We start from the raw sequence: 25,083 nt of genomic DNA on the forward strand, positions 1-25,083 counted from the left end.
ACCGTATGAAAACACCTTCCGGCGCGATCACCGCCTACCTTCATGCCAAGGACGGCAACCGTCCCCACCTGCTGGCCCGGGCCTTCACGGACGATGCCCTGCTGCAGATGACCGTCCATACCAGCGCGATTTCGTTCCCGCCTGTGTCCAGGGGGCGGGAGGCCGTTGCCGAGGTGCTGGTGCGCCGTTTCGGGCAGGCCTATGAGAATGTCTACACTTTCTGCCTGGCTTCCCCGCCGGCGGGAAAGGCGGAGGTGTTTCGCTGCGACTGGCTGGTGGCCATGACGGAAAAGGACAGCCGCGCCGTGCGGGTTGGCTGCGGCCGTTACGATTGGTGTTTTTCGCCGCCTTCATGCTTGGCGGAAAGCCTTTCGATCACCATAGAGGCCATGCAGACCCTGCCGGCCTCGCACGCGGACGAGGTCATGGGCTGGGCAGCCGGCCTTCCCTATCCCTGGTGCCCGGCCGGGGCCGCTCTGCAAAGCGCGCCGGAGATCCGGCAACTGGCGCCGGTACTTGGGTACATTGGCAGGGAACAGCCGGCCGGTTTTTCGGCCCCAAGATCCTGAAGTGTTGAAGTCCTGAAGTCCTAGACACCCGCAAAAAACACGTTAACTCTGAAATCACAAAAACCATGCAAGACACCACTTCCAAACCGGGCGGCGACCGTTGGCAATTCTGGATAGACCGCGGCGGTACCTTCACCGACATCGTGGCCAAGAAGCCCGACGGTTCACTGGTCACGCACAAGCTGCTGTCGGAAAATCCCGAACAATACCGCGATGCGGCCGTGGCCGGCATACGCCACCTGCTGGGCCTCAAGGCCGGCGAGCCGATACGCGCCGACGTGGTCGACTGCGTGAAGATGGGCACCACGGTGGCCACCAATGCGCTGCTCGAGCGCAAGGGTGAGCCTACGCTGCTGGTCACCACGCGCGGCTTTCGCGATGCGCTGCGCATCGCCTACCAGAACCGTCCGCGGCTGTTCGATCGCCACATCGTGCTGCCCGAGCTGCTTTACAGCGCCGTGGTCGAGGCCCAGGAACGCGTAGGCGCGCAGGGCGAGGTGCTGCAGGCGCTGGATGAAGCGCTGCTGAAGAAGGAATTGCTGGCGCACTACGAAAAGGGCCTGCGCAGCCTGGCCATCGTCTTCATGCACGGCTACCGCTTTACCGAACACGAAAAGGCCGCCAAGCGCATCGCGGCCGAGGTCGGTTTTACGCAGATCAGCACCTCGCATGAAACCAGCCCGATGATGAAGTTCGTGAGCCGCGGCGACACCACCGTGGTCGATGCCTACCTGTCGCCCATCCTGCGCCGTTATGTGGAGCAGGTCGCCAGCGAGATGCCGGGCGTGCGCCTGTTCTTCATGCAGTCTTCGGGCGGCCTGACCGACGCGCATGTGTTCCAGGGCAAGGACGCCATCCTGAGCGGCCCGGCCGGCGGCATTGTGGGTATGGCCCGCACGGCGGCGATTGCCGGCCACGCCAAGGTCATAGGCTTCGACATGGGAGGGACGTCCACCGACGTCTCGCATTACGCCGGCGAGTTCGAGCGCGAGTTCGAGACCCAGGTGGCCGGCGTGCGCATGCGCGCGCCCATGATGAGCATCCACACCGTGGCGGCGGGCGGCGGCTCCATCCTGAAGTTCGACGGCGAGCGCTTCCGCGTCGGCCCGCAGAGCGCGGGCGCCAACCCCGGCCCGGCCAGCTACCGGCGCGGCGGGCGCCTCGCAGTGACGGACGCCAATGTGATGGTCGGCAAGGTCCAGCCGCGCTACTTTCCCAAGGTGTTCGGCCCCAATGCCGATGAGCCGCTGAGCTACGAGGCCGTCGAGGCGCAGTTCAACGAACTGGCCGGCCAGACCGGCCGCAGCGCCGAAGTGGTGGCCGAGGGCTTTATCAACATCGCGGTGCAGCAGATGGCCAACGCGATCAAGAAGATTTCGGTGGCACGCGGCTACGACGTGACGCGCTACACGCTGCAGTGCTTCGGCGGCGCGGGCGGCCAGCATGCCTGCCTGGTGGCCGACGCGCTGGGCATGACCAAGGTTTTTGTGCACCCGCTGGCCGGCGTGCTGAGCGCCTACGGCATGGGCCTGGCCGACCAGAACGTGATCCGCGAGCAGGCGGTGGAATTGAAACTCTCCGCCGCTGCGCTGCCCGAGATCGCCGGCAAGCTCGAGGAGTTGGCAGCCCATGCCCAGGCCGAGCTGCAGCGCCAGCAGGTCAGCACCGGAAGCATCACCACGCACCGGCGCGTGCACGTGCGCTACGAGGGCAGCGATTCCGCGCTGATTGTTCCTTTCGGCACGCTGGACCAGATAGCGGCCGGCTTTGAGGCCGCCTACCGCCAGCGCTTCGCCTTCCTGATGCAGGGCAAGGGCCTGGTGGTGGAAGCGGTGTCCGTCGAGGCCGTGGTGGCCGGCGATGCACCGGCCGAGCCGCGCCATGCCACGCACGAGCCGCGCGAAGTGCCGCGCCGCGAAACCGTGCGCATGTATTCGGGCGGCCAGTGGCACGACGCGGCCCTGGTGGTGCGCGAGGACCTGCGGCCGGGTGACATCATTTCAGGCCCGGCCATCATTGCCGAAAAAAATGCCACCACGGTGGTTGAGCCGGGCTGGGAAGCAGCGCTGACGGCGCTGGACCACCTGGTGCTGGACCGCCGGGCCGAGCGCGCCGTGACCTTCGCGGCCGGCACCACGGTGGACCCGGTGCTGCTGGAGGTGTTCAACAACCTCTTCATGAACATCGCCGAGCAGATGGGCCTTCAGCTACAGAACACCGCCTACTCGGTCAACATCAAGGAGCGCCTGGACTTCAGCTGCGCGCTCTTCGACACCGAAGGCAACCTGATCGCCAACGCGCCACACATGCCGGTGCACCTGGGCTCCATGGGCGAGAGCATCAAGACGGTGATCCGCGAGAATGCCGGCAGCATGCAGCCGGGCGACGTTTACGTGCTGAACGACCCCTACCACGGCGGCACGCATTTGCCCGACATCACCGTCATCACGCCGGTCTACCTGGGTACGGCCACGCAACCGACGTTTTATGTGGGCTCGCGCGGTCACCATGCGGATATTGGCGGCACCACGCCGGGCTCCATGCCGCCGTTCTCGACGCTCATCGAGGAGGAGGGCGTGCAGATCAACAACGTCAAACTCGTCGAGCGCGGCGTGCTGCGCGAGGCCGAGATGATCGCGCTGCTCAAGAGCGGCAAATACCCGAGCCGCAACCCGCAGCAGAATATGGCCGACCTGAAAGCGCAGATTGCCGCGAATGAAAAAGGCGTGCAGGAACTGCGCAAGATGGTCGACACCTTCAACCTGGAGGTGGTGCTGGCCTATATGCGCCACGTGCAGGACAACGCGGAAGAGTCGGTGCGCCGCGTGATCACGCGCCTCAAGGATGGTGAATTCACGCTGCCGCTGGACAACGGTGCGCAGATCAAGGTGGCGATTCGCGTCAACGCCAAAGGCCGCAGCGCCGAGATCGATTTCACCGGCACCTCGGCGCAGCAGAGCAACAACTTCAACGCGCCGACGGCGGTGTGCATGGCGGCGGTGCTGTATGTCTTCCGTACGCTGGTGGATGACGACATCCCGTTGAATGCGGGCTGCCTGAAGCCGCTCAAGGTCATCATCCCGGCGGGATCCATGCTCAACCCGAACCCGCCGGCCTCGGTGGTGGCGGGCAATGTGGAGACCTCCACCTGCATCACCAATGCGCTCTATGGCGCGCTGGGCGTGATGGCGGCCAGCCAGTGCACCATGAACAACTTCACTTTCGGCAATGCGCGCCACCAGTATTACGAAACCATCTCGGGCGGCTCAGGCGCGGGCGGCAAGCTCGACGAGGCGGGCAAGCTGGTGTCGGGTTTTGACGGCACCAGCGTGGTCCAGACCCATATGACCAACTCACGGCTGACCGACCCCGAGGTGCTGGAGTTCCGCTTCCCGGTGCGGCTGGAGAGTTATGAGATTCGCGAGAATTCCGGCGGCGCGGGCCGCTGGCACGGCGGCAACGGCGGCGTGCGGCGCGTGCGCTTCCTGGAGGCCATGACGGCCAGCATTTTGTCCAACGGCCGCAAGCACGGGGCCTTCGGCATGGCCGGCGGCGAGCCGGGCCAGGTCGGGCGCAACCTGGTAGTGCGTGCCCAGGGGCAGGTCGAGGCGCTGGACCACATAGGTCAGGCAGACATGCAACCCGGTGACGTGTTTGAGATTCATACCCCGGGCGGCGGCGGATTCGGGAAGATATAGAACACCCCCGTTGAGGCTCACTTCGTGTAGCCTCCTCCCCCCTTGCAGGGGGCGGCGCCTGCGGCCTGGCAAAGCCAGTTCCGCGGCCCCTACTGGTTGTGGTCGCTCGGAGCTACATCTCGAAAGCTGCTGGCTGCCGGCCGTCTATGTCGGTGAAACCGTATTCGCGCGCCAGGTCGGCCACCAGGTGGACGCCGCCGCTTTTCGCCATCACGGCCGGGTCGGCCGCAAGAGCTGCCACGGCCCGGCCCAGGTAGCGCGGCGACTCTGTGCGCGCCAGCTCGGACCGTTCGTGCCAGTGCGTTTCGTCGGTCTGGTGCCCGGTCAGGACGAATTCGGTGCGCATCCAGCCCGGTGACACGGCAAGCGAGGCGATGCCGTGCGGGCGCAGCTCTTCGGCCATGCCGAAGGCCAGGCGTGTCATGGCGGCCTTGGCCATGTCATAGAACAGGTTGCCTTTGAGGTAATGGCCGCGGTCCCAGAACGTCGTCGTGACCAGCAGGCCTTTGCCTTGCCGCAGCATCAGGGGAGCGGCCAGGCGGCTGGACAGCAGGTGGTTGCGCAGGCCGCGGTCCATCATGCTGTCCCAGTGCTCCATGCCGCGTTCCCAGAAGGGGGCGTCGAACACGGCGTCGAATGTTTCATGGCCGCCCCAGGCGTTGTTGACCAGCAGGTCCAGCCGCCCCCGCTCGCCCTGGATGCGCGCGAAGAGGCTCGCGACGTCTTTCTCATCCGTATGGTCGCAGGGCACCGCGATGCCTTTGCCGCCCATGCGGTTTACCTCGTCGGCCGTGTCGTCTATGGTGCCGGGCACGGCCGGCAGGCTGGACAGCGCCAGCAGCTTGCCATAGGACCGGGCTGGGTGGCCGCGTGTGCTGCGCCCCGTGACGTAGACCGTTGCGCCCGCGGCGCCGAGTTCCACCGCGATGGCGCGGCCCGCGCCCCGGCTGGCGCCGGTCACCACCGCCACGCAGTCTTTGAGCTGGGGCGGGCTGTACTTGCTGTCTTGTTCCATGGCTTGCCTTTGCTTGTCTGTTGCACTCAGGCCAGAAGATAGCCGTGCGTCAATCGCCTGTCTTGGAAGATTGCGCAATGCCGCGCTGCAGGAACAAGGTCGGTGACAGCCCGCACAGCGCGCGGAATTCATTGGCCAGGTGCGCCTGGTCGTAAAAACCGGCGTCCACCGCGACCTCGGCCCAGGCGGGCGCGGCTTGCTGCCGGATCAGGCGCAGGCAGGCGTGCAGCCGCGACAGCCGGGCCCAGGCACGGAAGGAAAGGCCCACATGCTCGAAGAACAACTGCTGCAGTCGGCGCTCGCCGACATTGACGGCGGCAGCCGTCTGCCGCAGAGACAGCCGCCCCTGTGCGCCGGCCAGCAGGCGCGCGGCATGGCGGGCTCTTTGCTGGTGTAGAGATGCACCCGTCGCAAAGCGGCGCTGCAGCGCCGCCATGAGCAGCGCGGCCCGCGCCGCGTCGTCCGCAGTTTCGGCCATTTGCGCCGCCAGTGTGACGGCCTGCGCGCCCCAGAGCGCCTGCAGGGGCAAGGCATGGCCCTGGAGCTCGCCGGCCGGCAGGCCCAGCACCGCGGCCGCCGCGCCGGGGTGCAAGGCCACGGACAGGCCTTCCACGCGCCCGCTGAGCCGCAGGACGGTGGGCGACGTCGAGGCCCCGGCTACGCGCACCGAAGGCCCGTTCGACGGGGGATCGGCAAAGTCGAACATCAGGCGCACCGCGCCGTCCGGCAGTACGCGCTCCGTCACGGTTTCGCCCACGGGCAGCGTCTCGCGGTAGGCGAGGACCTGGGAGACGTGGCCGCGCAGCGGCGGGCTCACGGGGAAGGCCCGCAGCGTGGCGGCGGGTACTGTGGTCTCCGGGCCGCAGATGGTGTCGTCGGCCAGGCGCAGGAACAGGCGTTCTTTCATGGCGCCACCATCCTACCCGCCGGGATTGGCGCTGCCACGCCCTTGCTGAAAGCAGATGCAAAATACCGGGAGCCCGGTGACGCATGCCGGCCGCCACTTCTCCCTGGAGCGCCTTCGATGACCCATGAATTTTGCAACAACTACCGCCTCCTGGCCCGTTACAACCGCTGGATCAACGAGCGCCTGTACGAAGCCTGTGCGGCGTTGACGGACGAAGCGCGCAAGCAGCAGCGCGGCGCCTTTTTCGGCTCCATCCACCACACGCTGGGCCACGTGGTGCTGGCCGACCAGGTCTGGCTCAGGCGCTTCGTGCAATGCGGGGCCGACAACGGTATGGCTTTCACGTCGCTGGGCCCGGACGTGCTGGACATGCCCGAGGCCTACACGCTGGACATGGTGCTGTTTGAGGGCTGGGCGGAGCTGAAGGCGAAACGTGTGCAACTGGATGCCGCGATCGAGCAGTGGGCCGCCGACATGCCGGACGCCTATCCGCAACTCACCATGCGTTACGCCAATTCAAAAGGCGTGCCGCGCGAGCATGCGGCCTGGATGGGGATCACGCATTTCTTCAACCACCAGACGCACCACAGGGGCCAGGCCAGCACGCTGGTCACGCAGGCCGGCGGCACGGTGGGAGTGACCGACCTGATCGCGCTGGTGTGAGCGGGCCGGGCGCAGGCTGCTGCGCATTGATGGAACACGCGAAGGCATAAAAAAACCCGCCGGATGGCGGGTTTTGCGAGGCTCGGAGCTTGGGCCTTTATTTTTTTGCGGCGCTGGCGGCTGGCTTGGCGGCGTCGGCCTTGGCGTCTTTCTTCTCATCCTTGGCTGCAGGCTTGGTGTCCTTGGCTTTTTTGGCATCGGCTTTGGCGGTTTTTTCAGCGTCGGCCTTGGCCTTGGCTTCATCAGCCTTCTTTTTCTTCTCGTCAGCCTTGGCCTTCTTGTCGGCTTCCTTCTTGGCCTTGGCTTCGTCGGCCTTGGCTTTGGCCTCGGCCTTGGGGTCTTTCTTCTCGGCGGCTGCTACGGGAGCCGGCGCGGCGGCGACAGGCGCGGCCGGCTTGGCTTCGGCTTTCTTTTCTTCAGCCTTGGCGGCGGGCTTGTCATCCTTCTTCGCGGCGGCTGCGGGTTTTTCGTCTTTCTTGGCGGCCGGGGTTGCAGCCACGCCCTTGAAGCTGGAGCCGCCCACTGTCAGGCCTTCGGCGGAAAACTTGGCGGCATTGCCTTCGCCCACGCCCTTGACGCGTTCGATGAAATCGCTCCAGTCCTTGAAGCTGCCTTTTTTGCGCTCGTCCAGGATCTTGCCCGAGATGCCGGGGCCTATGCCTTTGATGCCGTCGAGTTCGGCCGCGGTGGCCTTGTTGACGTCAACGGCGGCGAACGACACGGCCATGTACATGGCGGCGACGAAGGCCAGTATTTTTTTGAACATGAGAAAACTCCTCAAAGATTGGATTGATGTGAAAGCACGTGATCCATCCTTGTGAAGAAGGATGTCTTCTTCATAACGGCCTGTGGGAGGCGGCGTTGACGGCCGCTGCAGCCTTTCAGGCCAGGAAAACCCTAGTGAGGCACCAGGGGGTTTGGCCTCAGCCCGCGGCGGCGCTCAGGGCCTGCATGTAAGCCGTCACACCGGTTTGCACATCGGCGAAGACATGGTCGCAACCGGCCGCGCGCAGGGCGCGCGGGTCGGCCTGGGTGTAGCTCTGGTATTTGCCGACCAGCGCGGGCGGGAAGGCGATGTAGTCGATCAGGCCGCCGCGCACGGCTTCTTCGAGGCTTAGCGCCGCGGCGTTCTGCCCTTTGCGCAGGGTGTTCACGACGGCCAGGGCCACGTCGTTGAAAGGCTGGGCCCGGCCGGTGCCGAGATTGAAGATGCCGGACTTGCCTGGGTTGTCGAAGAACCAGAGGTTCACGGCCACCACGTCGTCGATGAAGATGAAGTCGCGCATCTGGCCACCGGCGCCGTAGCCGCCGTACTCGCCGAAGAGTTTGACCTTGCCCTCGGCCTGGAACTGGTTGAACTGGTGGAAGGCGACGCTGGCCATGCGGCCCTTGTGCTGCTCGCGCGGGCCGTAGACGTTGAAGTAGCGAAAGCCCGCGACCTGGGTGGCGGCGTTCTCAAAGCGGGCGCCGAGCTCGCGCCGCATGCGCTGGTCGAACAGCAGCTTGGAGTAGCCGTAAACGTTGAGCGGGCGCTCGAACTCGGGCGACTCGGTGAAAGTGGCGGAGCCGCCGTAGGTGGCGGCCGAGGAAGCGTAGAGCAGGCGCGTGCCCTGGTCCTGGCAGGCATGGAACAACTCGCAGGACAGCGTGTAGTTGTTGTCCATCATGTACTTGCCGTCGGCTTCCATGGTGTCGCTGCAGGCGCCTTCATGGAACACGGCCTCGACCTGACCGTAGGCGCCTTCGGAAAACAGGTCGTAAAAATCGTCGGCGTCGACATAGTCGGCGATCTTCAGGTCGGCCAGGTTGCGGAACTTGTCGCCGTGAGTCAGGTCGTCGACGGCGATGATTTCGTCGACGCCGCGGGCATTGAGGCCCTTGATGATGTTGCTGCCGATGAAGCCGGCGGCGCCGGTGACTGCGATTTTCATGACGAATCCTTGGCGAACAGCTCGCCATAGTTGACGGTGGCGGTGCCGAACTTGCCGACCACGATGCCGCCCGCGCGGTTGGCGATCGGCACGGCGTCGCGCAGGCGCATGCCGGTGGCGGTCATGGCGGCCAGCGTGGCGATCACGGTGTCGCCGGCGCCGGTGACGTCGAACACCTCGCGCGCCACGGCGGGAACGTTGAGCTCGCCCTCGGCATCGAACAGGGTCATGCCCTCTTCGCTGCGCGTGAGCAGCAGGGCTTCGAGATTGAGCGCGGCGCGCAGGTTGTGGGCCTTGGCGCGCAGGTCGGCTTCGCTGCTCCAGGCGCCGATCACATGTTCGAGTTCGGCGCGGTTGGGCGTGATGACGCTGGCGTTTTTGTAGCGCGCGTAGTCGGAGCCCTTGGGGTCGACCAGTACCACCTTGCCGGCGGCGCGGGCCTGGGCGATCATCAGCACGATGTGCGCGAGGCCGCCCTTGCCGTAGTCGGAGAAGAGCACGGCGTCATGTTCGGTGTGCAGTTTTTCAAAGGTGGCGGACTGCGAGGCCAGTACTTCGTTTTCCGGCGTGTTCTCGAAATCCAGGCGTATGAGCTGCTGCTGGCGGCCGATGACACGCAGCTTGACGGTGGTCTTGAGCTGGGCGTCGCGGCCGAAATAGGGCGTGATACCGGTCTTGGCAACCAGCGCCTCGAGCTGGTGGCTGGCTTCGTCGTCGCCCACCACGCTCAGCAGCGAAGCCTGTGCGCCCAGCGTGACGATGTTGTAGGCCACGTTGGCCGCGGCGCCTATGCGCTCTTCGGTGCGCGTGACGCGCACCACGGGAACCGGCGCTTCCGGTGAGATGCGGTCCACCGCGCCGTACCAGTAGCGGTCCAGCATGGCGTCGCCGACCACGAGAACGCGGGCTTTGGAAATCTTTTCAGGAGATAGATTTGGAACTGTCATGTATGTCTGCTCTAAAACGGCTCAACGCTCAGTGAGCGCTTTTCTTGCCAAGCGGGCACCGCGGAACCGGCTTTGCCGGGCCGCCAGTGCCGCCCCCTGCAAGGGGGGAGGCGGAGCGAAGCGTAGCCACGGGGGTGTTCATAGTTCTTCGATGCGGCGCGTCGGGTAGCTGTCCCAGGCCTGGCAACCGGGGCAGTGCCAGAAGTGCTGGGTGGCCTCAAAACCGCAGGCGGCGCAGCGATAGCGCATCAGGGGCTTGGTGGCCTGGTCGAGGGCACGCTGGACCAGGGTGTGGTGCTGTTCGTCCTGCAGTTTTTCGCCTGCAATCCACTTGCCTGCCGCGACCAGGGAGGCCTGGCGCTCCAGGTGCTTCACATACCATTGCCGCGCCGTGGCCGGGTCTTTCTCGAGCTTGACGATGGCCTCGATCACGTCGATGGACGGCATGTTGGCATAGCTGGCCTTGAGCAGCTCCAGCGCGGTGGCTTCCTGGCCGCCGGCCTGCGCGATGTTGGCCAGCAGGCCGGCGGCGAGCGGCAAGCCTTGCGGCGCGGTTTTTTCGAGCTTGAGCAGGGTTTGCAGGGCGTCTTGCGTGCGGCCCAGCTGGTTTTGCAGTTTCGCCAGATCGATCAGGGGGCGGGCCAGGGCCGGCGCCATGGCGATGGCTTGCTGCAGGGCGCTGAGCGCCTGGGTGGTGTCGCCGGCGGCCACGGAGGCGCCGGCCTGCTCGCACAGGTAGTGCGCCTGGCGGGCGCTGAAGCTGCCGTGGCTGGAGCTGCCGAGGCGGGCGGCGATTTCAGTGGCATTGCCCCAGTCGCGTGATCGCTCGTAGATCGACAGCAAGGCCAGGCGGGCTTCTTCTTCAAAGGGCGTGCCCTCAAGCCTGCGCAAGGCGGCTTCGGCGCGGTCCAGCAGGCCGGCCTTGAGGAAGTCCAGCGCCAGGGCGTGCTGGGCGCGGTCGCGCTCGGGCTGCGTGAGGTCGCCGCGCGACATCAGGTGTTCGTGCACGCGCACGGCGCGCTCGTATTCGCCGCGGCGGCGGAACAGGTTGCCCAGGGCGAAGTGGAGCTCGGAGGTGTCCGGGTCGTTCTGCACCGCCTCGATGAAGGCGTCGATGGCCTGGTCCTGCTGCTCGTTGAGCAGGAAGTTCAGGCCCTTGAAATAGGCCTTGGGGGCCTGGCGGTTTTCGATGCGCAGTTGCCGCAAGTCCAGCCGTGAGGCCAGCCAGCCGAGCGTGAAGGCAATAGGGAACCCGAGCAAGACCCAGGTGAAGTCAAATTCCATGGTGCATCGTGGACGGGTCTTCGCTTACGGTGTGGGGGCCGACAGTAGAGGAGGCGTATCTGCCCGACCGGCGTTTTTTCCACCAGCGCGGCATCATGACAAAAATGCCGAGCGCCAGCCCGCAGGCGAAGGCAGTCAGCACAACCAGCACCAGGGGTGCTTGCCATATGGTGCCAAAAAAGAAATACACCGAAACCGTCTGCTGGTTATTCAGTGCGAAAGCGAAGAGCGTAAAAAAAATGGCTGCTTTAAGCAGCCACATGAGGTATTTCACTTGGTAATCCCCCGGGTGGTCTGACGATTGTAGCCAGACCACCGAGGGAAACCAGCAAGACCTTACTTGGGTTCCGTGACCGCCAGCAATTCCTGGGTGCGGGCATCGACGGCTTCGCGCAATGCCTTCCCGGGTTTGAAGTGCGGCACCCGTTTTTCCGGGATGGCCACGCTCTCGCCGGAGCGCGGGTTGCGCCCCATGCGGGGCGGGCGCCGGTTGATGGAGAAGCTGCCGAAACCCCGGATTTCAATGCGGTGGCCGCGCACCAGCGCGTCGCTCATGGCATCAAGAATCGTCTTGACGGCATATTCGGCGTCGCGGTGCGTCAGCTGGCTGAATCGGGCCGCCAGTTCTTCGACAAGGTCGCTTCGGGTCATGGATCAAGTAGCTGCACAGCGATGCGACCCGCCCGGGGGCGCATCACACCGCTGCACGGTTGCCTTACTTTTCGTTGTTGTCCAGCTTGGCGCGCAGCAGGGCGCCCAGGCTGGTCGTGCCGGCGTTTTCGCGGGAAGACTGCTGGCTCAGGTTGGCCATGGCTTCCTGCTGGTCGGCGTTGTCCTTGGCCTTGACCGACAGCTGGATGTTGCGGGTCTTGCGATCCACGTTCACCACGACTGCGGAGACTTCGTCGCCTTCCTTCAGCACGTTGCGCGCGTCTTCAACGCGGTCACGGCTGATTTCGCTGGCGCGCAGATAGCCGATGATGTCTTCGCCGAGGTCGATTTCAGCGCCCTTGGCGTCAACCGTCTTGACCTTGCCGGTCACGATCGCGCCCTTGTCGTTGATCGACACGAACGTGGTGAACGGATCGGAATCCAGCTGCTTGATGCCCAGGGAGATGCGCTCGCGGTCGACGTCGACTGCCAGCACGATGGCTTCCACTTCCTGGCCCTTTTTGTAGTTGCGAACGGCGGCTTCGCCGGGTTCGTTCCACGAGAGGTCGGACAGGTGCACCAGGCCGTCGATGCCGGCAGCCAGGCCCACGAAGACGCCGAAGTCGGTGATCGACTTGATCGGGCCCTTGACGCGGTCGCCGCGCTTGGTTTCCTGCGCGAACTCTTGCCATGGGTTGGCCTTGCACTGCTTCATGCCCAGGCTGATGCGGCGCTTGTCTTCGTCGATCTCGAGGACCATGACTTCGACTTCGTCGCCCAGGGCCACGAGCTTGCTCGGGGCCACGTTCTTGTTGGTCCAGTCCATTTCGGACACGTGGACCAGGCCTTCGATGCCGGGTTCGAGTTCAACGAACGCGCCGTAGTCGGCGATGTTGGTGATCTTGCCGAACAGGCGCGTGCCTTGCGGGTAGCGGCGGTTCACGCCCATCCATGGGTCGTCGCCCATTTGCTTGAGGCCCAGCGAGACACGGTTCTTTTCGGTGTCGAACTTCAGGATCTTGGCAACAATCTCTTGGCCAGCCGTCACCACTTCGCTTGGGTGACGCACGCGGCGCCATGCCATGTCGGTGATGTGCAGCAGGCCGTCGATGCCGCCGAGGTCAACGAAGGCACCGTATTCGGTGATGTTCTTGACGACGCCCTTGACGGCAGTGCCTTCTTTCAGGGTTTCCATCAGCTTGGCGCGTTCTTCGCCCATGCTGGCTTCGACCACGGCGCGGCGGCTCAGCACCACGTTGTTGCGCTTGCGATCGAGCTTGATGACCTTGAATTCCATGGTCTTGTTCTCGTACGGAGACAAGTCCTTGATGGGGCGGGTGTCGATGAGCGAGCCGGGCAGGAAGGCGCGGATGCCGTTGACGAGGACGGTGAGGCCGCCCTTGACTTTGCCGCTGGTCTGGCCGGTGACGAATTCGCCGGATTCCAGGGCTTTTTCCAGGCTCATCCACGAAGCCAGGCGCTTGGCCTTGTCGCGGGACAGCAGGGTGTCGCCATAGCCGTTTTCGACGGAGTCGATGGCCACGGAGACGAAATCGCCGACCTGGACTTCGAGTTCGCCCTGGTCGTTCTTGAATTCTTCGAGCGGCACATAGGCCTCGGACTTCAGTCCGGCGTTGACGACGACGTGGTTGTGGTCGATGCGAACGACTTCAGCGGTGATGACTTCACCGGTACGCATTTCAGAGCGTTGGAGCGATTCGTTAAATAGGTCGGCAAAAGATTCAGACATGATTTTCCTAGTCCACACAACAGGGTTCCAATAGCGGGATTGCCATTGTTTTTATAGCTGCTTGCGGCGGTGTTTTGCGGCCAGACGTCTGGTAAGGCCGCGGGTTACGTTGATGAACCTGCTGACCCAAGCGCAGGCTGCGCGTCGGGGGTCAGAAGGGCCGGGTGCCTTGCCACCATTCAATCACCTGGTCCACCGATTTTTCAATCGACAGATAGGAATTGTCCAGCGGTTTGGCGTCATCAGCGGGTTTCAAAGGAGCGGCTTTTCGCGACGAATCGCGCGCATCGCGTGCCTCCAAATCCTGCTGAATCTCGGCGATTGTAACCGAATTTCCCTTTGAAATCAACTGCTTATGCCGACGTTCGGCCCTGTGCAGGGCGCTGGCCGTCAGGAAAACCTTGAGCGGGGCGTCGGGGAAGATGACGGTTCCCATGTCCCGGCCGTCGGCGACCAGGCCGGGCAGCTTGCGAAAGCTGTGCTGGAGCTCCAGCAGGGCGGTGCGGACCTCGGGATGGGCTGACACGCGGGAGGCGGCCATGCCGGCGGCTTCGGTGCGGATGGCGTCGGACACGTCCTGTGGCCCGAGGAAAATGCGGTCGCCCTGGAAGTGCACCGGCATGGTGCGCGCCACGCGGGCCACGCCGGGTCCGTCGTCCAGGGATACACCGGCCAGCGCCGCGGCATGGGCGCTCAGGCGATAGAGCGCGCCGGAATCCAGGTAGTGGTAGCCCAGCCGATGAGCCGCCAGGGCCGCCAGCGTGCCTTTGCCGGATGCGGTCGGGCCGTCAATGCAGATGACGGGAATGTGCGCGGCGCCGGCTTGGGCCACATCGAACAGGGCTTCGAAGTAGTCGGGAAAGGTCTTGGCGACGCACTTGGGATCCAGGATACGCACCGGCAACTGCCCCGGATTGAAGGCCGCGAGCGAAAAGCACATGGCCACGCGGTGGTCGTCGTAGGTATGGATCGCGCCTGTCGTCCACCGGGCGGGCGGGGTGATCTTGAGGTAGTCGGCGCCTTCCTCGACCATCGCGCCGAACTTTTGCAGCTCGCAGGCCATGGCGGCGATTCGGTCGGTTTCCTTGACGCGCCAGCTGGCGATATTGCGCAAGGTGGTGGTGCCGTCGGCGTACAAGGCCATCACGGCCAGCGTCATGGCGGCGTCGGGGATGTGGTTGCAGTCCAGGTCTATGGCCTTGAGCGGCCAGGCACCGCGCGAGATGCGCAGGGAGTTGGGCGTGCTGGCGACCCGCGCGCCCATCATTTCTGCGGCTTCGACGAAGCGGATGTCGCCCTGGATGGAGGCCGCGCCCACGCCCAGGATTTCGATGCCGGCGTGGCCCGGAGACGCGGCCGCGATGGCGCCCAGCGCGATGAAATAGCTGGCCGACGAGGCATCGCCCTCGACATGGATCTCGCCCGGAGACTGGTAGCGGCTGCCGGCGGGGATGGTGAAGCGTTCCCAGCCTTCGCGGCGGACGTCGATGCCGAAGCGCTGGAGCAGCTTGAGCGTGATTTCAATATAGGGCCGGGAAATCAGCTCGCCGACGACTTCAATGCGAATGTCCTGTTTGGCGACCAGCGGCAGGGCCATCAGCAGGGCCGTCAGGAACTGGCTGGACACGTCGCCGCGCACCCGTATCGGTTCTTGCAGTTGGAGTTGCCCGGGGCGCAGGCGCAGCGGCGGAAAACCTTCGTTGCCGAGGTAGTCGATGGCGCAGCCCAGTTGCCTGAGCGCGTCGACCAGGTCGCCTATGGGCCTCTCGTGCATGCGCGGCACGCCGGACAATTCGAACTCCCCGCCCAGCAGGGCCAGGGCCGCCGTCAGGGGACGCATGGCCGTGCCGGCGTTGCCCATGAACAGTTTGGCCGGGGTCTGGACGGGTTTGCCGCCCAGGCCGCTGATGATGGCGGTGTTGCCGTCTTGCTTGACGCTGCAGCCGAGCTGCCTCAGCGCGGCCAGCATCACGGCGGTGTCGTCGGACGCGAGCAGGTCGTGGACCGTGGTGTCGCCGTGGCTCAAGGCGGCCAGCAGCAGCACGCGGTTGGAAATGCTTTTGGAGCCGGGCAGGCGGACGGTGCCGCCCGCGCTGCCCAGAGGCGGAATGTCCAGGAACTCGGTATCGAACATGGACCGCGGATTATTTGTGCGATTTTTGCGAAGAGATGCGCCAGTTGGCCCGGGTCTCGCTGGCCTGCTCGATCATGGCTTCCAGGGCGTCGCCGCTGCTGCTGGAAATCAGCTGCTCGAGCGACTGCAGGGTCTCCTGGAAAATTTTGGATTGGGCCAGCAGTTCTTCGCGGTTGGCGATCAGGATGTCGCGCCACATTTTCGGGTCGCTGGCGGCGATGCGCGTGAAGTCCCGGAAGCCCGGGCCGGCCAGCGACATGTAGTCCTTGCCGTGCTCCTGCCCGGTGATACCGTTGATCAGGGCGAAAGCGATCAGATGCGGCAGGTGGCTGACGGCGGCATAGGCCGCGTCATGCGCCTGGGGCGACATCTTGAGGACGTGGCAACCCAGGGCGGTCCAGACGTCGGTGGCTTTCTGGAGCTGGACCGTGAAAGTACGCTCTATGGGCGTCAGGATGACCTGCTTGCCGGCGTAGAGGTCGACGTCGGCATGCTCGACGCCGGAAACCTCCTTGCCGGTGATCGGGTGGCAGGGCACAAAAGAGCCAACGTTGCTGCCCAGGACGCGCCGTGCCGCATCCACCACGTCGCGTTTGGTCGAGCCGACGTCCATGATCAGCGTGTTGGGGCCGACCAGGTGGCGGATCGCCTTGAAGGTGGCCTCGGTCGCCGAAACCGGCACGGCCAGCAGCACGATGTCGGCGCCCGAGACCGCCAGAAGCGCCGAGGGCGCCTCGACGTCGATCACGCCCATCTGGCGCGCCCGCTCCGTGGTGGAAGGGGATTTGCTGTAGCCGACGACGCGCTTGACCAGGCCGGCGCGTTTGAGCGCCAGCGCGAAAGAGCCACCCATCAGGCCGCATCCAATGAGACCTAATTGTTCAAACATGTCGTGGCACCAGGAGGTTTGTGAGTCGTTGCATTAATCGCCGATGGGATAGGTTCCGAGGACCTTGTAAAAGGCGCACAGCTGCTGCAGATCGGCCAGCGCGGCTTTGACATGGTCCTGGGACGGGTGACCTTGCAGGTCAATATAAAAGTAGTATTCCCACTGGCCGGACCGCGCCGGGCGCGATTCAAAACGGGTCATGGAGACGCCGTGGGCCTTCAGCGGCATCAGGATGTCGTGGACGGCGCCGGGGCGATTGGGCACGGACACCACCAGGCTGACGCAATCCTTGCCAGAAGCGGGCGGGGAGGGCAATGTCTGGGGCAGGCACACCACGGCAAAACGCGTGCGGTTGAAGGCATCGTCCTGGATGGCGTGGGCTGCCGTGTAAAGGCCGAACTGGGTGGCGGCGCGCTCGCCGGCGATGCCGGCCCAGGCCGGGTTGGTGGTGGCCAGCCGCGCGCCTTCGGCGTTGCTGGAGGCTGTGCGGCGATCCACATTGGGCAGGTGGGTCGTCAGCCAGCCCTGGCATTGGGCCAGCGCCTGGGGGTGGGCATACACGGCTTCTATGCCGTCCAGGGATTCCGAAAGCCGCAGTAAATTGTGGCGCACCATCAGGCTGATTTCGCCGACGATGTGCAGGGGAGAGTTCAGGAACAGGTCGAGCGAGCGAGACACCACGCCTTCGGTGGAGTTTTCCACCGGCACGACACCATAGCTGGCGCTACCGGCCGCGGTGGCGCGAAAAACCTCGTCGATGCTGACGCAAGGCACGTGCTCGATGCTGGCGCCGAAAAATTGCAGCGCCGCCTGCTCGCTGAAGGTGCCGGCGGGGCCCAGGTAGGCGACGCGCACCGGGGACTCCAGGGCCAGGCACGCCGACATGATTTCGCGCCAGACGGCGGCGACGTGCTCGTTCTTGAGGGGGCCCTGGTTGGCCTTCTGGATCTGCTCGATCACCTGGGCGACCCGGTCGGGGCGGAAGAAGGGTGTGCCTTCGCGTTTCTTGACCTCGCCCACCTGTTCGGCGACCTGGGCACGGCGGTTCAGCAGGGCAAGCAATTCCCTGTCCAGGGCGTCGATCTGGACGCGTAAATCAGCGAGGTTGGCAGTCATATCAGGGGCCGTCCGGCCGCGCCAGGTGCACTGAACGCCCCTCAGGGGCAGTGAACGCGGCGGGCATGGGGGTATTTCATCCTAGGCGTGTTTTTGTTCGAATTCTCGCATGTACGCCACCAACGCCTCCACACCGGCGAGCGGCATGGCGTTGTAGATGCTGGCGCGCATGCCGCCTACCGACTTGTGGCCTTTGAGCTGCAACAGGCCGCCGGCCTTGGCGCCGGCCAGGAAAACGTCGTTGCGCGACTCGTCGCGCAGGAAAAAAGGCACGTTCATGCGCGAACGGCAATCCTTGCCGACCTTGTTCACATAGAACTGCGAACCGTCGATCGCGTCGTAAAGCAGTTGCGCCTTGGCAAGGTTGCGTTTTTCCATGGCCGCGATGCCGGTGGCCGAGCCCTCTTTCTGGCGCTTGAGCCACTGAAAGGTCAGGCCCGCGATATAGATGGCGTAGGTAGGCGGCGTGTTGTACATCGACTGGTTGTCCGCGACCGTCTTGTAGTCGAAGGCGCTGGGGCAGGCCGGCAAGGCGTGGCCGAGCAGGTCCTCACGGATGACCACCAGCGTCACGCCGGCGGGGCCGAGGTTTTTTTGTGCCCCGCCGAACGCCAGGCCGACGCGGGACCAGTCGACGGGCCGGGATGCCACGTGGGACGAGAAGTCAATCACCAGGGGTGCGTCGCTTCCCAGCGACTTGAGGTCGGGCAGGCTCTGGAATTCCACGCCGTTGATGGTTTCGTTGGTGCACAGGTGCACGTAGGCCGCATCCGGCCGCAGCTTCCAGCCCGACGGCGAAGGCAGCAGCGTGTGCCCGTTGTCCGCATTGCTGGCGGCGACCTGCACGTCACAGTACTTGCGTGCTTCTTTTTGCGACTTGTCGCTCCAGCTGCCGGTCACCACAAAATCGGCGGAACGCCCGCGCGAAAGGTTCAGGGGGACGATGGCGTTTTCGGCCAGGCCGCCACCCTGCATGAACAGGATCTTGAAGTGGGCCGGAATGGCCATGAGTTCGCGGAAATCGGCTTCAGCGGCTTCATAGATGGAGATGAATTCCTTGCCGCGATGGCTCATCTCCATCACGCTCATGCCGCTGCCTCGCCAGTCCAGCATTTCGCCCGCCGCCTGCTGCAAGACCTCCTCGGGGAGGTTGGCAGGGCCGGCGGAAAAATTGAAGGGACGGGTCATTTCTTCGCGGGTGGCTTGGCTGCTCCGGGGGCAGGGCCGGTACCGACGATCTTCACCGCGGTTTCGTCGAACTGCTTGATACGCGCCACCACGTCGGTGCGCGAGGCCTCGACCAGTTTTTGCACGAAAACATTGCCGAGTTCAGGCGCCGTGGCCTGGTATTTTTTGATGGCGGGAGATTCAAAGAAGGCGGCGATCTGCTGCAGTTCTTCCAGGGTGAAACGCTCCGCATAGGCGGGCACCAGCGATTCGGTGCTGACCTTGCCGACCTGCTTGCCGATCAGCTGGCTGGCGTCGTCGGCGTACTTCTTGAGCTCGGCGTTGAGGTCTTCCGAGGCTTTTTTCTGCTTGGCCTTTGGGACGTTGGCCTCCAGCTGAGGGCCCCATTTCATGATCAACTCCTGGGCCGTGCTGCCGGCCAACTGGCCGACCAGGCGGTCGAGCTCGGGGCCTTGCTGCAGGGCGACCACTTTTTTGGCCAGTTCGGTTTTGGGGTCGGTCTGGGCGTGGACTGCGGCGCTGCAAGCCAGGCCGGCGATCGCGAGGGTGGTGATCAGTTTTTTCATCAATTGCTTTCCGTGTTGGAGGCGTCTGTGCCGGTGTCGTTTTCGGTGTCGATATCGTCCAGCGTGGCATCGTTTTCGACGATGCGCTGCAGGCCGCTTAATTGTGAGCCCTCATCCAGGCCGATCAGAGTAACACCCTGTGTAGCCCTGCCCATCTCACGGATTTCACTGACGCGCGTGCGCACCAGCACCCCCTTGTCGGTGATCAGCATGATCTCGTCGTCGACGTGGACCAGCGTGGCGGCCACGACCTTGCCGTTGCGCTCGCTCTGCTGGATAGCGATCATGCCCTTGGTGCCGCGGCCGTGGCGCGTGTACTCTGTGATGGAGGTGCGTTTGCCGAAGCCGTTCTGGGTGGCCGTCAGCACGCTTTGCTGCTCGTCCTCGGCCACCAGCATGGCGATCACGCCCTGGCCGTCTTCGAGCATCATGCCGCGCACGCCGCGCGCGTTGCGGCCCATGGGGCGCACATCGTTCTCATCGAAACGCACGGCCTTGCCGCCGTCGCTGAACAGCATCACGTCGTGCTTGCCGTCGGTCAGCGACGCGCCTATCAGGTAGTCGCCCGGATCCAGGTCCACGGCGATGATGCCGGCCTTGCGCGGGTTGCTGAACTCGTTGAGGGCGGTCTTTTTCACGGTGCCCATGGAGGTGGCCATGAAGACGTACTGGTCGGCCGGGAAGCTGCGCTTTTCACCTGTCAGCGGCAGGACCACGGTGATTTTTTCGCCTTCCTGCAGCGGGAACATGTTCACTATCGGCCGGCCACGGGAGCCACGCGACCCTGCGGGAACTTCCCAGACCTTGAGCCAGTAGAGCCGGCCGCGATTGGAGAAGCACAGAATGTAGTCGTGCGTGTTGGCGATGAAGAGCTGGTCGACCCAGTCGTCGTCCTTGGTGGCGGTGGCCTGCTTGCCGCGGCCGCCGCGTTTTTGCGCCCGGTATTCCGACAGCGGCTGGCTCTTGATGTAGCCGGTGTGCGAGAGCGTCACCACCATGTCGGTGGGGGTGATCAGGTCTTCGGTGCTGAGGTCGAAGGAGCTGTGCTCGATATGGCTGCGCCGCGCACCCAGCTTGGTCTGGCCGAACTCCAGCTTGATCGCGGAGAGCTCCTCGCCGATGATGATGGACACGCGCTCGGGCTTGGCAAGGATGTCGAGCAGGTCGTCGATCTCGGCCATCACTTCCTTGTACTCGGCCACGATCTTGTCCTGCTCCAGGCCGGTCAGGCGCTGCAGCCGCATCTGCAGGATTTCCTGGGCCTGGGTTTCCGACAGCCGGTACAGGCCATCGTTGCCCATGCCGAACTCCTTCTCGAGGCCGTCGGGGCGGTAGTCGTCGGCGTTGACGATGCCGCCGTCGGCCCGCGTGCGGGTGAGCATTTCGCGCACCAGGCTGCTGTCCCAGGGGCGCAGCATCAGTTCGGCCTTGGCCACGGGCGGCGTGGGCGCGTTACGGATGATGGCGATGAAGTCGTCGATGTTGGCCAGGGCGACTGCCAGGCCTTCGAGCACGTGGCCGCGTTCGCGGGCCTTGCGCAGCGTGAACACCGTGCGGCGCGTCACCACTTCGCGGCGATGCGAGAGGAAGACCTGGACCAGGTCTTTCAGGTTGCACAGCTTGGGCTGGCCGTTGACCAGCGCCACCATGTTGATGCCGAAGGTGTCCTGCAGCTGGGTCTGCTTGTACAGGTTGTTCAGCACCACCTCGGGCACTTCGCCGCGCTTGAGCTCGATGACCAGGCGCATGCCGGACTTGTCGCTCTCGTCCTGGATGTGGCTGATGCCCTCGATTTTTTTCTCGTGCACCAGCTCGGCCATGCGCTCCTGCAGCGTCTTCTTGTTGACCTGGTAGGGCAGCTCGTCGACGATGATGGACTGGCGCTGGCCCTTGTCGATGTCCTCGAAGTGGCACTTGGCGCGCATCACCACCTTGCCGCGGCCGGTGCGGTAGCCGTCCTTGACGCCGTTGATGCCGTAAATAATGCCGCCGGTGGGGAAGTCCGGCGCCGGCACGATTTCCATCAATTCATCGATGGTGGCCTCTGGGTTCTTCAGCATGTGCAGGCAGGCGTCGACCACTTCGTTGAGGTTGTGGGGCGGGATGTTGGTTGCCATGCCCACCGCGATCCCGCCGGATCCGTTGACCAGCAGGTTGGGCAGCCGGGTCGGCATGACCAGCGGCTCTTGCTCGCTGCCGTCATAGTTGGGGCCGAAGTCGACGGTTTCCTTGTCCAGGTCGGCCAGCAGTTCATGGGCGATTTTCGACAGGCGGATTTCCGTATACCGCATGGCGGCCGCGTTGTCACCATCCACGGAGCCGAAATTACCCTGGCCGTCAACCAGCAGGTGGCGCAGGGAAAAGTCCTGGGCCATGCGCACGATGGTGTCGTAGACCGACTGGTCCCCGTGCGGGTGGTATTTGCCGATCACGTCGCCGACGATACGGGCCGACTTCTTGTAAGGCCGATTCCAGTCGTTGTTCAACTCGTGCATCGCGTACAGCACGCGCCTGTGCACGGGCTTGAGGCCGTCTCTGGCATCGGGGAGGGCCCGGCCCACGATCACGCTCATGGCGTAATCGAGATAGCTGCGCCGCATTTCCTCTTCAAGACTGATGGGCAGGGTTTCTTTAGCGAACTGGGTCATGAGCGGCCTGGTTGGGATTTCGAGATTCTTGAGGAAAGCCAGCGATTTTAAGGCTTGAGTTTAAAGCGCCTACCTGTGGCGGGGCAGCAACAAATGCTCAAGAATCTTATGTCCGTGTCAGACGAAGCCGATAGCGTGCTTGAAGGTTGAGACAGGTGTGGCACAATCGATGTAACGCTTTGAGTGATGGTCACTCACGGCGTGTAAATTACTAATCGCAGCAAGTCTGCGGCTTTTCTCTAGAGGAGAACCATGAAGAAACTCAACAAAGTGGCAATGTTGTTTGCTTCCGCAGCGCTTGTTACCGCCGCTGGTGCACAAACTATCGACAACTGGATGAACGGCAATCGTGAGCTGGTCTGGAAAAACGGTACCAACGAACTGTGCTGGCGTGATGCCAACTGGACGCCTGCTACCGCAGCGCCTGGTTGCGACGGCGCAATTGCCCCTGCGATGGCTCCTGCTGCTCCTCCGGTTGCTGGCCAGCCTGCGCAGCCCGCTGCTACTCCTACCCCTCCTCCTCCTGCCGCAACGAAGGTTACCTACGCTGCTGACGCTTTCTTTGACTTCAACAAGTCTGTGATCAAGCCAGAAGGCAAAGCCAAGCTGGATGACCTGGTCGGCAAGATCAAGGACATCAACCTGGAAGTCATCATCGCCGTGGGTCACACCGACTCCGTCGGTAGCGATGCTTACAACCAGAAGCTGTCGGTTCGCCGTTCGGAAGCCGTCAAGGCATACCTCGTGTCCAAGGGCATCGAGAAAAACCGCGTCTACACTGAAGGCAAGGGCGAGAAACAGCCAGTTGCTGACAACAAGACCGCCGAAGGCCGCGCCAAGAACCGCCGCGTCGAAATCGAAGTGGTTGGTACTCGCGCCAACAAGTAATCCTTCGGGATCGCTTCAAAAACCGCGCTCAGGCGCGGTTTTTTTATGCCTCAACGATAATGCCTCATGTCTACAAGCGATAACTTTGACCCCGCCGAACTGGCCAAATTCTCCGATCTCGCCCATCGCTGGTGGGACACCGAAAGCGAGTTTCGCCCCCTGCATCAAATCAATCCGCTACGCCTCGGCTGGATTGACAGCCAAGTCCCACTCAAGGGCCTGCGCGTGCTGGACGTGGGCTGTGGCGGCGGCATTCTGGCGGACTCCATGGCCCGCAAAGGCGCGGAAGTTCTGGGCATAGACCTAGCAACCAAAGCGCTGAAGGTCGCCCAGCTTCACGCGCTGGAAGCCCAAACCGAGGGCGTGCAATACCGGGAAATCAGCGCCGAGGCGCTGGCGGCCGAGCAGCCGGGCAGCTTTGATGTTGTCACCTGCATGGAAATGCTGGAGCACGTGCCTGACCCCTCGTCTATCGTCAAAGCCTGCGCGGCATTGGTCAAACCTGGCGGATATGTGTTTTTCTCCACCATCAACCGCAATGCCAAAGCCTTTCTGTTTGCGATCGTAGGCGCGGAATACGTGCTGAACATGCTGCCGCGCGGCACCCACGAGTACGCCAAGTTGGTCAAACCCAGCGAACTGGCCGGCTACTGCCGTGCCTCAGGGCTGTCACTGCAGCAGACCCGCGGCATGGAGTACAACCCATTGACGCGCCACTACTGGCTCAGCGCCGACACCAGCGTCAATTACCTGTTGGCCACCCGGAAAAGCTGAAATCCCGGTTGTCCCCCTCAAAATTCACTATCCCGACATGTTCAAAGACATCGCTGCCGTGCTGTTCGACCTGGACGGCACCCTGATAGATAGCGCGCCCGACCTCGGCGCCGCGGCCGACAAGATGCGCACCGACAGGGGGCTCGAGTCGCTACCCCTGGCGCTTTACCGACCCATGGCGGGCGCGGGTGCGCGCGGCATGATTGGCGTGGCCTTCGGCCTGACGCCGGACGATGCCCGTTTTGCCGATCTCAGAGAAGAGTTCTTCCGCAATTACGAATCCCGCATGACCGAGCACACCACGGTATTTGACGGCGTGGCCGAATTGATCGCCGACATCGACCGGGCTGGCTTCCACTGGGGCGTGGTGACCAACAAATCAGCCCGTTTTACCGTCCCGCTGACCAAGGCGATGCCGCTCTTCAATACAGCCCGGACCATCGTCAGCGGCGACACCACGCCGCATGCCAAGCCGCATCCGGCGCCCTTGCTGGAGGCGGCCCGCCAGCTTGATGTCGCCCCCGAACGCTGTATTTACGTCGGTGACGACGAGCGCGACATCGTGGCCGGCCGGGCTGCCGGCATGCCCACAGTGGCAGCCGCTTACGGTTACCTGGGTAAAACTGCTGACACCGGAGGCTGGAAAGCCGACGCGACCATCGCCGTGCCCGGCGCGCTCTTGAATTTGCTGCGAATGGCGTAAACTAGGCCTCCTGGGGCTGCATTGGTTTCGACGTGGGTTCGGACGCGGTGTGGTGCATGTCGAGCTGAGTGTGCTCGTAAAACAGATTCAAACAAACTAACTGCAAACGACGAACGTTTCGCACTCGCTGCTTAATTGCCGGTGAGCTTTACAACAGCAGGCCGATGGGCTGGGCAAGGGGTGTTTAACGCAAGTTAAACGCTCCCGGCTGTAAAGATAATTTCATCGGCTGGCTCCGGGCTGGGTACCTTAACCCGGGGCGAGAAAATAGGGTGCTGGCGTCCTGTGTAGCGTGCGACTGCGCGACACAGGTGGCGAGACTCAAATCAGACCGCTAAACATGTAGATCTGCCCGAACAAGGCTTGCGGACGGGGGTTCAAATCCCCCCAGCTCCACCACCATCACGACGAGAAAGCCGCTACTGAAATTCAGTAGCGGCTTTTTTTTTTGGCGAATCAGATTCCACACGCAGGACCTCGGCCACGGCACCGGACCCTTGAGGAAAACCGGACTGCCGAAGTCGCCTCGGTGACATTCTTGATGGATGACGGCTTTGTCGCCGTGTTTGTAACTTCCGACCTACAAGCTGAAGATCGCCTTCTCCTGCAAATGCAGGAGGAAGCGCACTTGCATCGCGATATTTTTTCAGGCATCGGTGCAGGCAGGATATTTCAATTAACATTTCGTCGCATTTGCGAATAAGACGCCACAAAATCAGGGCGCGCCGATGCGAGGGATATCAATAACGATGGCGATGGGGA

General features: G+C 63.8%; 22 protein-coding genes and 1 other RNA gene. 8 read left to right on the plus strand and 15 right to left on the minus strand.

Annotated features, from left to right (window positions below):
• Positions 1–5: 5 nt before the first annotated feature.
• Together AC1D0O_RS11095 and AC1D0O_RS11100 are read left to right on the plus strand one after the other, a co-directional pair.
• Positions 6–569 carry a nuclear transport factor 2 family protein gene (locus AC1D0O_RS11095; protein ID WP_477653578.1) on the plus strand — a complete coding sequence of 188 codons (564 nt, stop codon included), beginning with the start codon at positions 6–8 and terminating at the stop codon, positions 567–569.
• A 65-nt stretch (positions 570–634) separates the two neighbouring features.
• Complete coding sequence (locus AC1D0O_RS11100) at positions 635–4,267, plus strand: hydantoinase B/oxoprolinase family protein (protein WP_477653579.1); 3,633 nt, start codon at positions 635–637, stop codon at positions 4,265–4,267.
• Positions 4,268–4,379: 112 nt separating this feature from the next.
• Here AC1D0O_RS11100 and AC1D0O_RS11105 read toward each other — a convergent pair whose 3' ends face one another.
• Together AC1D0O_RS11105 and AC1D0O_RS11110 are read right to left on the minus strand one after the other, a co-directional pair.
• A complete protein-coding gene (locus AC1D0O_RS11105) occupies positions 4,380–5,282 on the minus strand; it encodes an SDR family oxidoreductase (RefSeq protein ID WP_477653580.1) in 903 nt (300 codons plus the stop codon).
• Between the two features lie 49 nt (positions 5,283–5,331).
• Positions 5,332–6,189: a helix-turn-helix domain-containing protein gene (locus AC1D0O_RS11110; RefSeq protein WP_477653581.1), complete on the minus strand. Its 858-nt coding sequence runs from the start codon at positions 6,187–6,189 to the stop codon at positions 5,332–5,334.
• 117 nt (positions 6,190–6,306) lie between these two features.
• On the opposite strand from AC1D0O_RS11110, the gene AC1D0O_RS11115 reads away from it, so the two are divergent.
• On the plus strand, positions 6,307–6,852 hold the full coding sequence (locus AC1D0O_RS11115; protein ID WP_477653582.1) for a DinB family protein: 546 nt from the start codon (positions 6,307–6,309) through the stop codon (positions 6,850–6,852).
• 97 nt (positions 6,853–6,949) lie between these two features.
• On the opposite strand, the gene AC1D0O_RS11120 is transcribed toward AC1D0O_RS11115, so the two are convergent.
• The 13 genes from AC1D0O_RS11120 to gyrA all read right to left on the minus strand — a co-directional run bounded on the left by AC1D0O_RS11120 (position 6,950) and on the right by gyrA (position 21,956).
• Positions 6,950–7,618: a ComEA family DNA-binding protein gene (locus AC1D0O_RS11120; protein WP_477653583.1), complete on the minus strand. Its 669-nt coding sequence runs from the start codon at positions 7,616–7,618 to the stop codon at positions 6,950–6,952.
• A gap of 157 nt (positions 7,619–7,775) precedes the next feature.
• A complete protein-coding gene (gene rfaD / locus AC1D0O_RS11125) occupies positions 7,776–8,783 on the minus strand; it encodes an ADP-glyceromanno-heptose 6-epimerase (protein ID WP_477653584.1) in 1,008 nt (335 codons plus the stop codon).
• On the minus strand, positions 8,780–9,730 hold the full coding sequence (gene rfaE1, locus AC1D0O_RS11130) for a D-glycero-beta-D-manno-heptose-7-phosphate kinase (RefSeq protein WP_477653585.1): 951 nt from the start codon (positions 9,728–9,730) through the stop codon (positions 8,780–8,782). The genes rfaD and rfaE1 overlap by 4 nt, the downstream gene beginning before the upstream one ends.
• A gap of 138 nt (positions 9,731–9,868) precedes the next feature.
• The gene (lapB, locus tag AC1D0O_RS11135; RefSeq protein WP_477653586.1) at positions 9,869–11,014 is read right to left on the minus strand and encodes a lipopolysaccharide assembly protein LapB; all 1,146 of its coding nucleotides are present in this window, start codon (positions 11,012–11,014) and stop codon (positions 9,869–9,871) included.
• On the minus strand, positions 11,004–11,288 hold the full coding sequence (locus AC1D0O_RS11140) for a LapA family protein (RefSeq protein WP_477653587.1): 285 nt from the start codon (positions 11,286–11,288) through the stop codon (positions 11,004–11,006). Before AC1D0O_RS11140 ends, lapB begins: the two co-directional genes overlap by 11 nt.
• A 62-nt stretch (positions 11,289–11,350) precedes the next feature.
• Positions 11,351–11,665 (minus strand): integration host factor subunit beta, encoded by a 315-nt coding sequence (locus tag AC1D0O_RS11145; protein ID WP_007869491.1) that lies wholly within the window; start codon positions 11,663–11,665, stop codon positions 11,351–11,353.
• 64 nt (positions 11,666–11,729) lie between these two features.
• Positions 11,730–13,415 (minus strand): 30S ribosomal protein S1, encoded by a 1,686-nt coding sequence (rpsA, locus tag AC1D0O_RS11150; RefSeq protein WP_007869489.1) that lies wholly within the window; start codon positions 13,413–13,415, stop codon positions 11,730–11,732.
• A gap of 151 nt (positions 13,416–13,566) precedes the next feature.
• Positions 13,567–15,549 carry a bifunctional 3-phosphoshikimate 1-carboxyvinyltransferase/cytidylate kinase gene (locus AC1D0O_RS11155; RefSeq protein ID WP_477653588.1) on the minus strand — a complete coding sequence of 661 codons (1,983 nt, stop codon included), beginning with the start codon at positions 15,547–15,549 and terminating at the stop codon, positions 13,567–13,569.
• A 10-nt stretch (positions 15,550–15,559) separates the two neighbouring features.
• Positions 15,560–16,438 carry a prephenate dehydrogenase gene (locus tag AC1D0O_RS11160; RefSeq protein WP_477653589.1) on the minus strand — a complete coding sequence of 293 codons (879 nt, stop codon included), beginning with the start codon at positions 16,436–16,438 and terminating at the stop codon, positions 15,560–15,562.
• A 33-nt stretch (positions 16,439–16,471) separates the two neighbouring features.
• Positions 16,472–17,554 (minus strand): prephenate dehydratase, encoded by a 1,083-nt coding sequence (gene pheA, locus AC1D0O_RS11165; protein ID WP_477653590.1) that lies wholly within the window; start codon positions 17,552–17,554, stop codon positions 16,472–16,474.
• Between the two features lie 81 nt (positions 17,555–17,635).
• Positions 17,636–18,742, minus strand: coding sequence for a 3-phosphoserine/phosphohydroxythreonine transaminase (gene serC / locus AC1D0O_RS11170; RefSeq protein ID WP_477653591.1), 1,107 nt, complete (start codon positions 18,740–18,742; stop codon positions 17,636–17,638).
• Complete coding sequence (locus tag AC1D0O_RS11175; RefSeq protein WP_477653592.1) at positions 18,739–19,308, minus strand: DUF2059 domain-containing protein; 570 nt, start codon at positions 19,306–19,308, stop codon at positions 18,739–18,741. Before AC1D0O_RS11175 ends, serC begins: the two co-directional genes overlap by 4 nt.
• Positions 19,308–21,956: a DNA gyrase subunit A gene (gyrA, locus tag AC1D0O_RS11180; protein WP_477653593.1), complete on the minus strand. Its 2,649-nt coding sequence runs from the start codon at positions 21,954–21,956 to the stop codon at positions 19,308–19,310. The genes AC1D0O_RS11175 and gyrA overlap by 1 nt, the downstream gene beginning before the upstream one ends.
• Positions 21,957–22,208: 252 nt before the next feature.
• Here gyrA and ompA point away from each other — a divergent pair, with 252 nt between their 5' ends.
• From ompA to AC1D0O_RS11205, 5 genes are all read left to right on the plus strand, one after another.
• Positions 22,209–22,844, plus strand: coding sequence for an outer membrane protein OmpA (gene ompA, locus AC1D0O_RS11185; protein WP_477653594.1), 636 nt, complete (start codon positions 22,209–22,211; stop codon positions 22,842–22,844).
• Positions 22,845–22,910: 66 nt separating this feature from the next.
• Positions 22,911–23,618, plus strand: coding sequence for a bifunctional 2-polyprenyl-6-hydroxyphenol methylase/3-demethylubiquinol 3-O-methyltransferase UbiG (ubiG, locus tag AC1D0O_RS11190; protein ID WP_477653595.1), 708 nt, complete (start codon positions 22,911–22,913; stop codon positions 23,616–23,618).
• A gap of 37 nt (positions 23,619–23,655) precedes the next feature.
• A complete protein-coding gene (gph, locus tag AC1D0O_RS11195; RefSeq protein WP_477653596.1) occupies positions 23,656–24,321 on the plus strand; it encodes a phosphoglycolate phosphatase in 666 nt (221 codons plus the stop codon).
• 12 nt (positions 24,322–24,333) lie between these two features.
• Positions 24,334–24,720, plus strand: a transfer-messenger RNA (tmRNA) gene (gene ssrA / locus AC1D0O_RS11200).
• 142 nt (positions 24,721–24,862) lie between these two features.
• Positions 24,863–25,024, plus strand: a complete 162-nt coding sequence (locus tag AC1D0O_RS11205) for a hypothetical protein (RefSeq protein ID WP_477653597.1) — start codon at positions 24,863–24,865, stop codon at positions 25,022–25,024.
• The last annotated feature ends 59 nt before the right edge of the window (positions 25,025–25,083 follow it).

This window comes from Polaromonas sp. P1_F2 (genome assembly GCF_056405735.1).